At 66.5% G+C, this 16,062-nt stretch carries 14 protein-coding genes; 7 read left to right on the forward strand and 7 right to left on the reverse strand.

Translation table 11 applies throughout. From position 1 onward, the window contains the following. Positions 1–38 precede the first annotated feature (38 nt). The 7 genes from GYA94_RS13225 (at position 39) to GYA94_RS13255 (ending at position 11,257) form a co-directional block, all read left to right on the forward strand. Positions 39–2,555 carry an excinuclease ABC subunit UvrA gene (locus tag GYA94_RS13225; protein WP_161892461.1) on the forward strand — a complete coding sequence of 839 codons (2,517 nt, stop codon included), beginning with the start codon at positions 39–41 and terminating at the stop codon, positions 2,553–2,555. A 100-nt stretch (positions 2,556–2,655) separates the two neighbouring features. Next, positions 2,656–3,165 carry a sigma-70 family RNA polymerase sigma factor gene (locus GYA94_RS13230; RefSeq protein WP_009686728.1) on the forward strand — a complete coding sequence of 170 codons (510 nt, stop codon included), beginning with the start codon at positions 2,656–2,658 and terminating at the stop codon, positions 3,163–3,165. Continuing rightward, positions 3,162–4,127: a FecR domain-containing protein gene (locus GYA94_RS13235; RefSeq protein WP_161892462.1), complete on the forward strand. Its 966-nt coding sequence runs from the start codon at positions 3,162–3,164 to the stop codon at positions 4,125–4,127. The genes GYA94_RS13230 and GYA94_RS13235 overlap by 4 nt, the downstream gene beginning before the upstream one ends. Before the next feature lie 112 nt (positions 4,128–4,239). Next, positions 4,240–6,642 carry a TonB-dependent receptor gene (locus GYA94_RS13240; protein WP_161892463.1) on the forward strand — a complete coding sequence of 801 codons (2,403 nt, stop codon included), beginning with the start codon at positions 4,240–4,242 and terminating at the stop codon, positions 6,640–6,642. Positions 6,643–6,855: 213 nt separating this feature from the next. Further along, positions 6,856–8,505 carry an MFS transporter gene (locus GYA94_RS13245; RefSeq protein ID WP_161892464.1) on the forward strand — a complete coding sequence of 550 codons (1,650 nt, stop codon included), beginning with the start codon at positions 6,856–6,858 and terminating at the stop codon, positions 8,503–8,505. Further along, on the forward strand, positions 8,502–9,635 hold the full coding sequence (locus GYA94_RS13250) for an HlyD family secretion protein (protein ID WP_161892465.1): 1,134 nt from the start codon (positions 8,502–8,504) through the stop codon (positions 9,633–9,635). The genes GYA94_RS13245 and GYA94_RS13250 overlap by 4 nt, the downstream gene beginning before the upstream one ends. A 326-nt stretch (positions 9,636–9,961) precedes the next feature. Then, positions 9,962–11,257, forward strand: a complete 1,296-nt coding sequence (locus GYA94_RS13255) for an MFS transporter (RefSeq protein ID WP_054912540.1) — start codon at positions 9,962–9,964, stop codon at positions 11,255–11,257. Positions 11,258–11,286: 29 nt separating this feature from the next. Here GYA94_RS13255 and madM read toward each other — a convergent pair whose 3' ends face one another. The 7 genes from madM to GYA94_RS13290 form a co-directional block, all read right to left on the reverse strand. Continuing rightward, a complete protein-coding gene (gene madM, locus GYA94_RS13260) occupies positions 11,287–12,051 on the reverse strand; it encodes a malonate transporter subunit MadM (RefSeq protein ID WP_009686722.1) in 765 nt (254 codons plus the stop codon). A gap of 2 nt (positions 12,052–12,053) precedes the next feature. Next, on the reverse strand, positions 12,054–12,476 hold the full coding sequence (gene madL, locus GYA94_RS13265) for a malonate transporter subunit MadL (protein WP_009686721.1): 423 nt from the start codon (positions 12,474–12,476) through the stop codon (positions 12,054–12,056). 123 nt (positions 12,477–12,599) lie between these two features. Continuing rightward, on the reverse strand, positions 12,600–13,520 hold the full coding sequence (gene mdcH, locus GYA94_RS13270; RefSeq protein WP_161892466.1) for a malonate decarboxylase subunit epsilon: 921 nt from the start codon (positions 13,518–13,520) through the stop codon (positions 12,600–12,602). After that, positions 13,517–14,131: a malonate decarboxylase holo-ACP synthase gene (locus tag GYA94_RS13275; protein ID WP_161892467.1), complete on the reverse strand. Its 615-nt coding sequence runs from the start codon at positions 14,129–14,131 to the stop codon at positions 13,517–13,519. Before GYA94_RS13275 ends, mdcH begins: the two co-directional genes overlap by 4 nt. 1 nt (position 14,132) lies before the next feature. Next, the gene (mdcE, locus tag GYA94_RS13280; RefSeq protein ID WP_161892468.1) at positions 14,133–14,924 is read right to left on the reverse strand and encodes a biotin-independent malonate decarboxylase subunit gamma; all 792 of its coding nucleotides are present in this window, start codon (positions 14,922–14,924) and stop codon (positions 14,133–14,135) included. Beyond that, on the reverse strand, positions 14,921–15,769 hold the full coding sequence (locus tag GYA94_RS13285) for a biotin-independent malonate decarboxylase subunit beta (protein ID WP_161892469.1): 849 nt from the start codon (positions 15,767–15,769) through the stop codon (positions 14,921–14,923). The genes mdcE and GYA94_RS13285 overlap by 4 nt, the downstream gene beginning before the upstream one ends. After that, positions 15,762–16,061, reverse strand: coding sequence for a malonate decarboxylase subunit delta (locus GYA94_RS13290; protein WP_009686716.1), 300 nt, complete (start codon positions 16,059–16,061; stop codon positions 15,762–15,764). Before GYA94_RS13290 ends, GYA94_RS13285 begins: the two co-directional genes overlap by 8 nt. Between the last annotated feature and the right edge of the window lies 1 nt (position 16,062).

The following is a 16,062-nucleotide window of genomic DNA, read 5'->3' on the forward strand; positions in this document are numbered from 1 at the left end:
TGCTACCGTGAGCTTCCCGTACCGCCAAGGAAAGCGCCATGCCGCCACGTTCCACTCCCCCCACCGGTTTCGTTCGTGTCCGTGGTGCCCGCGAGCACAACCTGAAAAACATCGACGTGGATATTCCGCGCGATGCGCTGGTGGTGTTCACCGGGGTGTCCGGCTCGGGGAAATCCTCACTGGCGTTCTCCACCCTGTACGCCGAAGCCCAGCGCCGCTATTTCGAATCGGTGGCACCCTACGCGCGACGCCTGATCGACCAGGTGGGTGTGCCGGATGTGGATGCCATCGAAGGCTTGCCCCCGGCAGTTGCCTTGCAGCAGCAACGGGGCACGCCAAGCGCCCGTTCTTCGGTAGGCAGCGTGACCACATTGTCCAGCTCCATCCGCATGCTCTATTCACGCGCGGGGCAGTACCCGGCAGCTCAGGCCATGCTGTACGCCGAGGACTTTTCGCCAAACACCCCGCAGGGTGCCTGCCCGCAGTGCCACGGCCTGGGCCGTGTCTATGAGGTGAGCGAGGCGACCATGGTGCCCGACCCGTCACTGACCATCCGCGAACGCGCGATCGCGGCCTGGCCAATGGCCTGGCAAGGGCAGAACCTGCGCGACATCCTGGTCACGTTGGGGTATGACGTGGACATACCCTGGCGCGACCTGCCCCAGGCCCAGCGCGACTGGATCCTGTTCACTGAAGAAACGCCCACCGCACCGGTCTATGCCGGCCTGACCCCGGCGCAAACCCGCCAGGCCCTCAAGCGCAAGCTGGAGCCCAGCTACCAGGGCACTTTCACGGGTGCCCGGCGCTATGTCATGCATACCTTCATGCATTCGCAAAGTGCACAGATGCGCAAGCGCGTCGCCCGGTACATGCGCCCCAGCGCCTGCCCGCTGTGCCACGGCAAACGCCTGAAGCGTGATGCGCTGGGCGTGACCTTTGCCGGGCTGGACATCGCCGAGCTGTCGCAGTTGCCGCTGCAAGCGCTGGCCGAGGTGCTGCGCAAGGTCGCGGCAGCGGGCTACCTGGAGCCACAGCAAAGCCAGCTGACCCTGGAAAAGCGCCTGGCCGCGCAGCGCATCGCCCATGAGCTGCTGGAGCGCATCGACACCCTGCTCGAACTGGGCCTGGGCTACCTGGCCCTGGAGCGCAGCACGCCCACCTTGTCATCTGGCGAACTGCAACGTCTGCGCCTGGCCACCCAGCTGAATTCGCAGCTTTTCGGCGTGATCTACGTACTCGACGAACCCTCGGCCGGGCTGCACCCGGCCGACAGTGAAGCGCTGTTCCAGGCACTGCAACGGCTGAAGCAGGCGGGCAACTCGGTGTATGTGGTGGAGCACGACCTGGACACCATGCGCCGGGCCGACTGGCTGGTGGATGTAGGCCCCGCCGCCGGCGAGCACGGGGGTAGCATCCTGTACAGCGGGCCCCCGGCGGGGCTGGCCAAGGTCGAGCAGTCCTGCACCCGCGCCTACCTGTTCGGCGCCCAGGTCCAGGCCCCGCGTGCGCCACGCCAGCCCCGTGGCTGGCTGAAGCTGGAAGGCATCAGCCGCAACAACCTCGACAACCTCAGCGCGGCATTTGCGTTGGGCTGCTTCACGGCGGTAACGGGTATTTCCGGTTCGGGCAAGTCGAGCCTGGTCAGCCAGGCCCTGCTGGAGCTGGTGGGCGCGCACCTGGGCCATGCCGGGCAAGGCGACGAGCCTGAGGAGCAGAGCCTGGAAGACGAACCGCAACAGACCAGCAGCGGCCATGTCAGCGCCGGGCTCGAGGCTATCAAGCGCCTGGTGCAGGTAGACCAGAAGCCGATCGGGCGCACGCCGCGCTCCAACCTGGCGACCTACACCGGGTTGTTCGACCATGTACGCAAGCTGTTTGCCGCCACCGAACAAGCCAAGGCGCAGGGCTTTGACGCCGGGCGCTTTTCCTTCAACGTGGCCAAGGGCCGCTGCGCCAATTGCGAAGGCGAGGGTTTTGTCAGCGTCGAGTTGCTGTTCATGCCCAGCGTGTACGCACCCTGCCCGACCTGCCACGGTGCGCGCTACAACCCCGAAACCCTGGCGGTCAGCTGGCAAGGCATGAACATTGCGCAAGTGCTGCAACTGACCGTCGACCAGGCCCTGCAGGTGTTTGCCGAACAGCCTCCGGCCCGTCGGTGCCTGCAGGTGCTGCAAGACATCGGCCTGGGTTACCTGCGCCTGGGCCAGCCGGCCACCGAGCTGTCCGGGGGTGAGGCGCAACGCATCAAGCTGGCGACCGAACTGCAACGCATGGCCCGGGGCGCGACCCTGTACGTGCTGGATGAGCCGACCAATGGCCTGCACCCGCAAGACATCGACCGGCTGCTGGTGCAACTGAACCGCTTGGTCGAGGCTGGGCACAGCGTGGTGGTGGTGGAACATGACATGCGGGTGGTGGCGCAGAGTGACTGGGTGATCGATATTGGGCCAGGTGCCGGGGCTGCCGGGGGCAAGGTGGTGGTCAGCGGAACGCCGCAAGTGGTGGCCAACTGCAAGGAAAGCCGCACGGCGGCGTTTCTGGCCAAGGCATTGTAAGGGCCTGTACCCGCACTTTTGTACATTGCCAGTTCTGCAACCCGGGGCATAGAATGCGATCAATTCCTAATTGCACCTATTTCCCGGAAACCCGCGCCCCATGCCGCCCGCCGACCCCACCCTCAACCTGCAGGTTCAGACGCTGTACACCGAGCACCACGGCTGGCTGCAGGGCTGGCTGGGGCGCAGGCTGGGTAATGCCTGCGATGCGGCCGATCTGGCCCATGACACCTTCCTGCGCCTGCTCAGCCGTCAGGGCAACAGCTATTTCGGCGGTGAGCCTCGGGCATTGCTGACGCACATTGCCAAGGGCCTGGTGATAGACCGCTGGCGTCGCCAGGATGTCGAACGGGCGTATCTGCAGGCCATCGCGCATCTGCCCGAACCCGAAGTGCCGTCGGCCGAGACCCGCTGGATGATCCTCGAAACGCTGTACCGCATCGATGCCATGCTGCGCGAGTTGCCGGCGCGGGTTCGCCACGTATTCCTGCTGTCGCAACTGGACGGGCTGACCTACGCGCAAATCGCCGAACAACTGCAGGTTTCGCTGGTGACCATCAAGCGCGACATGCGCACCGCCTTCCTCGCCTGCCTGAGCATGGACGAATGAGCCCACCTATCGACCCACTGATCCTCGGCGAGGCCGCCGACTGGCTGGTGCAGCTGCAGTCGGGCGCAGCCACCGACGATGACCATCGCGCCGTCCAGGCCTGGTGCCAGCGCAGTAGCCAGCATGCCCTGGCCTGGCAGCGCGCCGAGGCCATCCTCGGTGAGTTTCGCCGCCTGCCTGCGCCGGTTACCGGGGAAACCTTGCGCCGGCTCAGCCGCCAGGGTGCGGTCAGCCGCCGCCAGGCCCTGCAGCGTCTGGGGATGTGGCTGCTGGCGGCACCAGCAGCCTGGATGGCCTGGCGCGAGGCACCCTGGCAGCAATGGGCCGCCGATGCCCGCACGGCGGTTGGCGAACAACGCTCACTGACACTGGCTGACGGCAGCCACGTACTGTTGAACACCCACACCGCCATCAATATCCGCTTCGATGCCCGGCAACGCCGTATCGCCTTGCTGGCAGGTGAAGTGCTCGTGACCAGCGCCAACGACCCGGCAACCCCGCCGCGCCCGCTGGTGGTGACCACCCCGCAGGGCCATGCGCGGGCGCTGGGCTCGCGCTTCAGCGTACGTATCGACGGCGCACTGACCCGGGTCGCGGTGTTGCAGGGCACCGTCGCCAACCGCCCGCTGCACGCCGCCGCCAGCGTGCAGCTCAAGGCAGGCGAGCGCAGCGCGTTCGATGCCGACCGGGTACTGCCCGCCACCCCGCTGGAAAACGGCGACCTGGCCTGGGAACACGGCATGCTGCTGGCGCGCGACATGCGCCTGGCCGACCTGTTGCAGGAGCTGGGCCGCTACCGCCCGGGCGTGCTGCGTTGCCACCCGGCGGTGCGCGGCCTGAAAGTGTCTGGCGCCTTTCCGGTGACCGATACCGATGCCAGCCTGCGGCTGCTGGCCGACACCTTGCCGGTAACTGTCCAGGGCCTGACTCGCTATTGGGTGACGGTCGAGCCCCTGAGCTGACCCGGGCGCAGCGCACACGGGAATCAACGACAGGCTTTTTGATACCTTTTCCGGCGTCGTCCGGTGATCAGTGCAGAACCTCCCTTTTCTGCACCTACAGGACCCTCGCCCAATGCCCCATTTGCCTTTCAAGGCACTGAGCCTTGCCATCGCCATGGCCGCCCTGGCACCAGCGGCGATCGCTGCCGACGCCACCCCCCGCGACTATCACCTGGCCGCTGGCCCACTGGCCGATGTGCTGGCACGCTTCGCCGCCAATGCCGGGGTGCCCTTGTCATTCGACCCGGCGCTGCTTCAGGGCAGGCAAAGCCAGGGCCTGCAGGGCAGTTTCAGTGTGCCGGAGGGTTTTGCTCGCCTGCTGGCCGGCAGTGGCTACAGCCTGATCAGCACCGGCAGCGGGGGCTACACCCTGGCGCCGGCAGTGGATCTGGGCAGTGCCCTGGAGCTGGGCGCCACCACCATCAACAGCAACCTGGCCGCCAGCGGCGATACCTGGCAAGGCGGCCAGCTGGCGCGTAGCGCACGCCTGGGTGTGCTTGGTGAACAGCCGACCAGTGATGTACCGTTCAGCGTCACCAGCTACACCGCCAAGACCATTGCCGATCAACAGGCGCGTACCTTGGGTGATGTGTTGCTCAATGACGCGGCAGTGCGCCAGTCGGCAGGCTTTGGCAATTTCTCGCAGGTGTTCACCATCCGCGGGCTGCCACTGAGCACTGACGACATCAGCTACAACGGCCTGTACGGCGTGCTACCGCGGCAGATAATCACCACCGAAGCACTCGAGCGCGTCGAGGTGTTCAAGGGCCCGAACGCCTTTCTGAACGGCGTCGCCCCCCAGGGCAGCGGTATTGGCGGTGCGGTCAACCTGGTTCCCAAGCGTGCCGCAGACACGCCAACCCGCCACGTCAGCCTCGATTATGCCACCGGCGCCAATGTCGGCGGCCACCTGGACCTAGGCCAACGTTTTGGTGAAGACAACCGCTTCGGCGCCCGTATCAACCTGGCCCAGCATGACGGCGGCACGGGTGTGCACGACGAAGCGCAGCACGCCACCTTGGTAGCTGTAGCCCTGGACTACCGGGGCGAACGCCTGCGCCTGTCCACCGACCTGGGTTACCAGAAAGAACGCATCAACCAGGGCCGGGCGGTGATCTACCCAACCGGCAGCAAAGTGCCCCATGCCCCCTCGGCGCGCGACAATTACGCCCAACCGTGGACCTGGTCACAGCTGGAAGACACCTACGGCATGCTCAACGCCGAATACGACCTCAACGACAACTGGGTGCTTTATGCCGGTGCCGGGGCCAAGCACACTCGCGAAAACGGCGAATACTCCTCGTTGTACGTCAGCGACGCCAACGGCACTGCGCGGGGTGGCTACCTCTATTCACCACACGATGAGGACAACAAGAGCGCCATGGCCGGCATCAATGGCCAGTTCGCCACGGGGCCGGTCAGCCATCGGCTCAACGTCGGGCTTTCGGGCATGTGGGGCGAACAACGTTCGGCTTACGCCGCAGTTGCCGCTGCCAACCGCTATGCCACCGACCTGTACCACCCGGTCAAGGTGCCGCGCCCGACCAATACGTACACGGGCAGTGACCTGCACGACCCGCGTATCGTGGGCAAGAACCGGGTCAAGAGCGTGGCGCTGTCCGACACCCTTGGCTTTGTGGACGACCGTGTGCTGCTGACCCTGGGCGTGCGCCGGCAATCGATCGGTGTCGACGGCTGGTCTACCGCTAGCGGTGAGCGCAACGCCAACTATGACGAGTCGGTGACCACGCCGGTCTATGGCCTGGTGCTCAAGCCGTGGGAGCATGTGTCGTTCTACGCCAACCGCATCGAGGGCCTGGCACAAGGCCCCACTGCCCCGTCGAGCGTGACCAATGCCAATGAAGTGTTCCCGCCCAGGCGCAGCAAGCAGGTCGAGGCCGGGGTCAAGCTGGACTGGGACAGCTTTGGTGCAACGCTTGGCCTGTACCGCATCGAGCAGCCCAACAGCACCACGTTCCGCAGCGCCGGTGCCGAGCGCGACACCTTCAGCATGGACGGCGAGCAGGTCAACAAAGGGGTGGAATTGAATGTGTTCGGCGAGCCGGTGCACGGCTTGCGCCTGCTGACCGGTGCAGTGTTCATGCACACCGAGCTCAAGAACACTGCCAATGGCGCCAACGACGGCAACCGTGCGCCGGGCGTGCCGCGCTTCCAGTACAACCTGGGCGCGGACTGGGACGTTCCAGGCATCGCCGGCGCGGCATTGAATGCGCGGGTGTTGCGTACCGGCGGCCAGTACGTCAATGCCAGCAACAGCCTGAACATCCCGGCCTGGACCCGGGTCGACCTCGGCGCACGTTACCGTTTCAAGGTGGATGAGCAGTGGGTGACCTTGCGGGCCAACCTGGAGAACGTCGCCAACAAGGCCTATTGGGCGTCGGCCTCGACCACCAACAACTACCTGACCCAAGGCACACCACGGGTGCTGCGCTTGTCCGCCAGCGTAGACTTCTGACGCCCCCGTCGGCCAGCAGCCCCGGCCCTTTAGCGGGTAAACCCGCTCCCTTGTGGGAGCGGGCGTTCCCGCGAACACCGGCGCAGCCGGTGCCAGCCACCGCGGCGGGTTCTGTGCCACCCGCGAATACGGTGCTACCGGCAACGCACAATACGCTCAAAACCAAAGCCTGCACCTAGCAGCACCAAGCGCCGCTCAAGTACAGTCTGCCCCATGAACAAATACGCCCCACACGCGTGGCTACCCCACGAAAAGCCCACCCTGCCAGGCTCCCCCTCCACGCCTTTGCATTCGCCAGCAAAAGGCCTGGCGTATGGCGTGGTCGGCCTGCTGGTAGCCATTACCGGTGGCTTGGGCAACGCGCTGGTCACCGCCAACCTGATGTTCCTGCAAGGCGCGCTAGGTGCAACCACGGCGGAAATGGCGTGGCTGCCAGCGGCCTACGTGATGACCAACGTGTCCATGAACCTGCTGTTGGTGAAATTCCGCCAACAATTCGGCTTGCGCGCCTTCACCGAGGTGTTCCTGGTCCTATACGTCCTGGTCACCTTCGCCCACCTGCTGGTCAACGACCTCAACTCGGCCATCGCCGTACGCGCGGCCCACGGCATGGTAGGGGCGGCGCTCAGCTCGCTGGGGCTGTACTACATGATCCAGGCCTTCCCCGCCCAATGGCGGTTGAAGGCCATGGTACTGGGCCTGGGCGCTTCGCAGCTGGCATTACCCCTGGCGCGGATCTTTTCCGAAGACTTGCTGCAGATAGCCGAATGGCGCGGGCTGTACCTGTTCGAGCTCGGGCTGGCCCTGGCGGCACTGGGCTGTGTCCTGCTGCTCAAGCTGCCGCCCGGTGACCGCTTCAAAACCTTCGAGCCACTGGACTTCCTGACCTTCACCCTGATGGCCAGCGGTACCGCCCTGCTTTGTGCCGTGCTGTCGCTGGGGCGCATCGACTGGTGGCTGGAGGCCCCGTGGCTCGGCGTGGCGCTGGCGGCATCGATTGCGCTGATGCTCAGCGGCCTGGCCATCGAACACAACCGCCGCAACCCGTTGCTGATGACCCGCTGGCTTGGCAGTGGCGCCATCATCCGTCTGGCCCTGTGCGTGGTGCTGATCCGCATGGTCACCTCGGAGCAATCCACAGGGGCGGTAGGCTTCCTGCAGGCCTTGAACATGAGCAGCGAGCAGATGCGCAGCCTGTACTGGATCATGCTGCTGGGTGCCGTGGCGGGCCTGGCCAGCAGTGCCCTGACCATAAACCCCAACCACCTGATCATCCCGCTGTTCGTGTCCTTGCTGGCCATGGCCGTCGGTGCATTCATCGACAGCGGTTCCAGCAACCTCACGCGCCCGGCACAAATGTACTTCAGCCAGTTTCTGCTGGCCTTTGGCAGTACCTTCTTCCTGGGGCCGTCGATGGCCCTGGGTATCAGCCATGTGCGCGCCAACCCCCGTAACCTGGTCAGCTTTTCGGTGCTGTTCGGCATCTGCAACAACGTTGGCGGCCTGGTTGGCGCGGCACTGCTCGGCACCTTCCAGACCTGGCGGGAGAAGTTCCACTCCAGCCACCTGATGGACCACCTGAGTTATTTGGAACCACTGGTCAATGCCCGCGTACAAAGCGGTGCAGCAGCCTACAGTGGCATCCTCGCCGACCCGGCCCTGCGCACTGAAGCCGGCATGCGCCTGCTGGCCACGGCCGCCAGCCGCGAAGCCAATGTCATGGCCTACAACGATGTGTTCGTACTGATCGGCAGCATCGCCATACTGACCATGATCTGGATCTGCATCCGTAGCACCTGGCTCTGGTACTCGAAACGCCAGGCCACCACCACCGACTCCACCCCCGGCGTGCCCACCCGATGACCGACGACACCCGTACCACGACCACCACCGCCATCGCCGAAACCCCGGAAGGCGCCACGCCCCCCAGCGAGCCGGGTAGCCCGGTACGCACGCGGCGGGTGCGGTTGCTGTCCTCGATCTGCTTTGCCGCCGTGGCCCTGGCAGGTGTTCTGCTGGTGCTCTATGCCTGGCGCCTGCCGCCCTTCAGCAGTGCCATCGAAAGCACCGAAAACGCCCTGGTGCGCGGGCAGGTCACCCTGATCGGCCCCCAGCTCAGTGGTTACATCGTCGACGTGCCCGTGCACGACTTCCAGTTCGTCAAGGCCGGCGACCTGCTGGTGCAACTGGACGACCGTATCTACAAACAGCGCCTGGCCCAGGCCCTCGCCCAGTTGCAGCAGCAACAGGCAGCCCTGGCCAACAACCTGCAACAGCGCAAGAGCGCCGAAGCCACCATTGCCCAACGCCAGGCCGCCACTGGCGATGCCCAGGCCCAGGCGGCCAAAGCCAAGGCCGACCTGCGCCGCAATCAGGCGCTGGTCAGCGACGGCTCGGTTTCCCGCAGCGAACTGGACGTGACCCGCGCCAACGAGGCAGCTGCCGTCGCCAGCCTGGCCCAGGCCAAGGCCGCGCTGGAAATCGCCCGCCAGGACCGGAAGACCGTGGTGGTCAACCGGGCTGCGCTCGAAGCGGCCGTGGAAAACGCCAAGGCCGCCGTGGAGCTGGCGCGCATCGACCTCGACAACACCCGGGTTACCGCCCCGCGTGACGGCCAACTGGGGCAGATCGGCACGCGCCTGGGTGCTTATGTCAATTCAGGTGCACAGTTGATGGCGCTGGTGCCCGACACCCTGTGGGTCATCGCCAACATGAAGGAAACCCAGATGGCCAATGTGCGCATCGGCCAACCCGTGAGCTTTACCGTGGACGCGCTGAACCACCTGAAGCTGTACGGGCACGTGCAGCAGATTTCGCCGGCCACCGGTTCGGAGTTCGCCTTGCTGCAGGCCGACAATGCCACCGGCAACTTCGTCAAGATCGCCCAGCGGATACCGGTACGGATCACCGTGGATGCCGACCAGCCACCCGCCCGGCAGTTGCGGCCGGGGATGTCGGTGGTGGTCAGTATCGATACCCGGGTGCAGCCTTAGCTGCCGGGCGCAGTTGCCTGGCTGCCTGCGGCGTCTCGTCGCAGGGCCAGGCCCCTTGGGCAAACCCTCGCAACCCCGTAGAATCGCGCTTCCTTTTCGCCCGTCGCCGTCAACGGTGGCAACCAGCAGCAATGACAGAGTCCGTGCCTGAACACATGCCCACCATGTGAAATAGGCTCAACCCTCCCCGCCCGGCCCCATCCCCTACGGCCCAGCGGTTGAGTCTTGCCCAGGTCGCATCCGTGCAGCTACTCGCCCCTTGCGGGGTCGAGCCGGTGTGCGCGTCCGAAAAGGCGCTCATTCCGCTCATCCAACCAGAGGTACCTATGTCTCCGCGTTTGCTGGCCATGGCGCTGGCGCCCCTGCTCGGGCTGTTCATCATCGCCCTGGGCAACGGCTTCATGTCTTCCCTCACCACCCTGCGCCTGGGCGCTGCCGGTGAGTCTGCCACCACCATTGGCATCGTTTCGTCGACCTACTTCATCGGCCTCACACTGGGCGCCATCTTCAACGACCGGCTGATCCTGCGCATCGGCCACATTCGCGCCTATACCAGCTTCGCCTCGCTGATTGCCGTGACCATCTTGCTGCAGGGCTTGTTCTACGACGTGACCTGGTGGTCGGTGCTGCGCCTGATCAACGGCTGGGCCGCCGTGGGCGTGTTCCTGGTGATCGAAAGCTGGCTGCTGCTGGCCGGCGACGCGAAAATCCGCGGCCGCCTGCTGGCGCTGTACATGATCGCCTTCTATGGCGCCGGGGTCATCGCCCAGGCCGGCCTGGGGGAGATCACCCAGTTGGGCGATACCGCGCCGTTCATGCTGGCCGGCGTGCTCGCCGCACTGTCGGTGCTGCCCATCGTGATCCTGCCGCGGGTATCGCCCTTGCTGGAGCAGGTCGAACCCCTCAAGCCCCGGCAGTTGCTGGGCGTGGCCCCCTCGGGCCTGGTGGGTTGCTTCGGCTCGGGCGTCGCCATCGCCGGCATCTATGCCCTGTTGCCGCTGTACCTGCAACGCATCGGCCTGGAGGTGGGCGAAGTCGGCAACATGATGGCCTGGGTCATCCTTGGCGCCATGCTGTTGCAGTACCCGGTCGGGCGCTGGTCGGACCGCAAAGACCGCCTGGACGTACTGCTGGCGCTGGCCGCCTTGTGCGTTGTGCTGTCACTGGTCACGGTCTTCCTGCCCTCGGACTCGTTCCTGCTGCCGGCCATGCTGTTCCTGTTGGGCGGTGGCGTGTTCACCCTGTACCCGGTCGCGGTCAGCCATGCCGCCGACCGCGCACCGTCCGATGCACTGGTGCCGATGATCCAGGGTTTGCTGCTGATCAACTCACTGGGCTCGGCCATGGCACCGGTGGCCATTTCGCCGATGATGACCGAGTTTGGCGAGGCCGGACTGTTCTGGGCGTTTGCCGTGGTCAACCTGGCGATGCTGTGCTTCTTCATGTGGCGCCGTGGCAAGCGCCCGGCGGCAGAACACCCGGCCCCCTTCGCCGCCTCGACCACGTTCTCGCCCACCGGTGCCGAACTGCGGGTAACCGAAGACCTGATGCATGCCGCGCAAGAGCATCCGCCGCTGGAGCCCGCCGACCCTGCACCGCCTGCCCAGAGCCAGGCCCACTGAGCCAACGGGCTGCCATGCAGCCCGGTTGTCTACCCCACCAACCCTCGCACACAGAAGTACAGGATCGACGGCCCCATCAGGCACCCCAAGCCGGTATGGAACGTGGCGGTCAGTGCCCCGTAAGGCACCAGCCGCCGGTCCGTCGCCGCCAACCCGGCGGTCACACCCGACACAGTCCCCGCCAAACCGCCGAACACCATTGCCGAGCGTGGGTTGTCCAGCGCCAGCAAACGGGCCGATACCGGGGTGAATACCATCACCAGAATCGCCTTGATCAAACCGGTGGCGATCGACAGGGCCATCACGTCCGAACTGGCACCCAGCGCCGCGCCGGTCACCGGGCCGACGATGTACGTCACGGCACCGGCACCAATGGTGGTCATGCTCACCGCGTCGCGGTAACCAAAGGCGTACGCCACGCCCGCCCCGACAATGAATGGCAAGACCGTGCCGAGCAGCAGCGCCACCGCGCCGATCATCCCGGCACGGCGAGCCTCGGTGGCCTGCACCTCGAACGCCGTGGCAACGATGGCGAAGTCGCGCAGCATGGCCCCGCCCATCAGGCCGATGCCGGAAAACAGCGCCATGTCGGCCAGGCCTTTCTGGCCGCCTGTGAGGGTACCGCCCACCCAGGCCAACACCAGCCCGATGACAATGGCGATGGCCGAGCCGTGCACGCGGCCGAAGGTCAGGTACCTGGACAACAACACCGACAGCCACATGATGCCGCCCACCACCGCGAAGGCAGTGATCAGGCCGTTATGTTCCAGGGCATTATCAATGATCGGCCACATGTTCAGCGCCCCCCTGCAGGGGCAGCATGCCCATTGGCCTGGGGTGGCGCCTCGACCGCGGGTAGCGGTTCGCCGCGGTGGCTGCGGCTGATCAGTGCAATGGTCGCACCGCACACCAGCACCGCACCTATTGCAGCCAGCAGCGCCACCGGCCCGCCGTGCAGGGCAGTGACCACGTTCTGTTGCGCCGCCATGGCCACCACGACCGGAATGTACATGGCCCCCCAGAAGCCCACACCGAACTCGCACTCCTTGCTCATGCCACCGTGACGGTGCATGTAAAGGCGTGCGCAGATCAGCAGGATCATGGCGATGCCGACCCCGCCTACATTGGATTTGACGCCCAGCAGTACGCCCAGGAAGTCGCCGACGATAACCCCAGCCAGCGTACAGACCGCCAGCAGTGCCACACCATAGATGATCATTGTTGTTGTCCTCAGGTAGTGTCGAAGTTGCTTGTTGTTGTTCTTCGCCATCGGTAAACCTGCACGCGCCGCACCGGCTTCATTAACGGGCGTAGCCCGTGCCAGCCGGCGCGCTGCCCGCCATCATCGCCGGTCCGCCACCTCCTGGCGCAGCAGCGCATCCAGGCTGTCCCATCGGGTGCCTTCCACCGCCAGCACCCTGCCCTGTTCGAACACCGGCCGGGCCAGGCCGCTGAGCGTGCTGCCAGGCGGCATTTCCAGGTGCAGGCGCACGCCGCGTTCATAGGCATTGCGCAACGCTGCCCGCCAGTCCACCCGGCGCGCCATGTTGCCGGCCAGATCGTCGCGCAGGCGCTGCGGGTCGACTATCACCCGTGCGCTGCTGCCACTGAGGTAAGTGATACGTGGCCGCTGCAGTTCGACCGCAGCGAAGGCCGCAGCCAGCTCGGCTGCCGGGCCAGCCAGCAACGGGCAATGCGATGGCACGCTGACTGCCAGCCGGCGCGCGATGCCCCTGCCCAGGCTGCGCGCGCGGGCCGCCACCGCCGCCATCGCCGTTTCGCTGCCGGCAATGACGATCTGTTGCTCGCTGTTGAGATTGGCGACATACACCTCGCCGCCCACCTCGCCCAGCAAGCGCTCGACACTGGCCAGCTCCAGGCCACTGAGCGCAGTCATGCCATAGCCGCGCGGATAGGCCCGTTGCATCAGTTCGCCGCGCAGGGCAACCAGGCGCACAGCGTCGGCAAAGCCCAAAGCACCGGCCACCACTGCCGCCGGGTAGGCGCCGACCGACAAGCCCGCCACGCAATCCGGCCCTGGGCTGCGCTGCATCAACCAGCGCGCCCAGGCCACGCCACTGAGCAGCAGGCACAGCTGCACGGCGCGGGTCGACTGCAGGGCGTGCTCGCTGTCCAACGCCAGTGCGTTCTGGCCAAGGGCATCGCTGGCCTCTTCCAGCACCGGCGCGCTGCCTTCGGGCAGGCGCCGCAACATGCCCACCTGCTGGGCACCCTGGCCCGGAAACGCGAACAGAGTGCTCATGCGGCACGCTCCCGTACAGCCCACGGGTCTTCGCACAGGCATGGCCCCACGGACGACTTGAGCAACACACGCTGGGCGAAACCGGCCCACTCGCGCAACGCCACAGCCCCGCCCGGGGTTTCCAGTTGCGCATCGATACGGCATGGCGCGCCGTCCAGCATCGCCAACAGCGTGCGGGCCTGTATACGCGCCAGCGGTTGCGGCGTGCGTACCAGTATGTCCAGGTCGCTGTCGGCGTGCAGCACGTCGATACCCGTTGCAATCTGGTAACCCACGCCACCTGTCGGCCCCCAGGCCAGGCCGCAGGCATCGAGCATTGGCGCTACCCAGGCCAGGGCCTGCAATGCTGGCCAGGCGCGCTGTGTTGGCCGCTGCAAGGCTTCGGGGGCCTGCTGGCGTTGAATGTCGCCAACCCGCATCAACGCTGCCAGGCGCTGCGCCCGCCCTTGGCCACGCACGCCCACGGCGAGCCAGCCGGCGTCACACACCGCGCGGCGCACGACCACCGGCTGGCCGCCGGCCAACACTTCCCGTGCCCACAGCGGCGCGTCGGCCGGCAGGGCCGAAGTGGGCATGCCCCACAGCAGGTCATGGGGGCGTGGCGCGTTCACCTCAGGCACCCTGCCATTGGCGGCGCAGTTGCTCACGCACTTGCCGCGAGGCACTGCGGTGTTCGCCCGCCAGCCGCGACGACAGGTCGGTCGAGCTGCCAATATCGCGGACCGCGTCGGCAAGGCAGGCACGCACCCGGGCAATGTCGGCGCTGCCAGGCGCTTCGGCGTTGGCCACCGTCAACCGACGCCACAGCAGGCCCAGTGACGCATAGCTGGCCAGGTCATAGGCCATGGGCGGCACCTCGGCGGCCAACGCTTCCAGTTGCTCGACACTGCGCAGGGTAATCCGCGCGGCTGCCGCCTTGCCCATGGCATGCACCATTACCCCGGCATCGTCCAGGGCGATCAGGCGCTGGGCCTGGTAGCCGTGGGCAAGAAAAGCGCCAGACATGGCCTTGCCGACCAGCAGCCCGATTACCGGGTGACCGGCCAGCCGGGCCTGGGCGTAAGCCTGCACAGCGCCAGCCAAGGCCTGATGGATACCCAAGGCCTCCTCACGGCGGCCGTAGGCCTGGCTGGGCACATCGATTACCGCGACAATTGCGCGCTTGTGCCCCTGGCTGTCAGCGTCGACCGCGTCGCTCACGGCCTTGGCCAGGCCCCAACCCTCCAGCAGGCCGACTTCGCCCCCGCGGGCGCGGGGGAACGGATTGGCGGGGTCGGGGACCACGGCGATAAAGCGCGCCATGCGGTTGTCCAGTTCGCCATCGATGACCTGCAACGACGCCGGGTAGCCCGGCAAGGGCTGGCCGCCCGCCAGGCCCGGCAGCCAGTTCATGGCACGGTTCATTGGGCTTCTCCTTGGTAAAGGGCACGCACAGCGGCAGCGTCCAGTTGCGGGCACTCGGCGCCCAGCCGGGCCAGGCGCTCGAGGTACCAGGCGTGTTGCCGGGCGCGGTCAGCGCCAGGCGAGTCGAGCAGTTGCAGCAGGCAGTCGCGCAGCGCCTGGATGTCATCGGCCACATAGCCATCGACCAGCCCGCTGGCATGGCGCTGTTCGCCGCCGCTCAGGCTCCAGATGAACGGCCGGTCCTTGGCGTCATACTCGGCAATGCCGGCTTCCTGTTCGATGACCTGAGGCCCGTTGAGGCCCAGGCGGGCCTCGCGGGTGAGCAGTAAATGGCTGCACAAGCCAGCGGCGATCGACATGCCGCCGAAGCACCCGACGGAACCTGCAATCAGCCCGATTACCGGCTGCCAGGCCCGCAGTTCGACAATCGCCGCCTGGATTTCGGCAATCGCTGCCAGGCCAAGGTTGGCTTCCTGCAACCGCACACCGCCGGTTTCGAGCAGCAGCACTGCACACGTGGGGATGCCATTGCGGTTGTCTTCGATGGCCAGCTCCAACGCCCCGGCAATCTTGGCGCCGCCCACCTCGCCCATGCTGCCGCCCTGGAAGCCGCCCTCGATAGCGGCGACCACCGCATTGCGCCCGTTCAGCGTGCCTTTGGCGATGACCACGCCGTCGTCAGCCTGCGGCACGATGCCCTGCAAGGGCAGCCAAGGCGACATCAGCCGGTCGAAGGGGCCGAGCAGCTCGCGGAAACTGCCCGGGTCGAGCACGGCGCGGGCGCGCTGCCGGGCACCCAGTTCTACGAAGCTGCGGCTGCGCAGCAGGCGTGCGGTGTCAGTCATGGGCGATCTCCTCGAAGCCTTGTTCCAGGCGCAGGCGGACCACCCCCGGGGTGGCGCCGAAGTCATGAATGTCGATGTTCACGGCCGGCCAGGCGCGGCCCTCGAACAGGCGCTGGAACAGTTGCGCCCAGCGCGCGGCGCTGCCATCGACCGAAGTCACCACCTGGATCTGCAGGTGGCCGGCGGTGCCGGGTTCGATCAGTACTTCAAGGTCGCCGGAGCTGACACAGCCCACCAGCGTGCGGCCACGCCCCGGTTCGGCGGCGGGGAAATCGAAGGTCAGGGTTTCCATG

The organism is Pseudomonas juntendi (assembly GCF_009932375.1).
Taxonomy (GTDB): domain Bacteria; phylum Pseudomonadota; class Gammaproteobacteria; order Pseudomonadales; family Pseudomonadaceae; genus Aquipseudomonas; species Aquipseudomonas juntendi.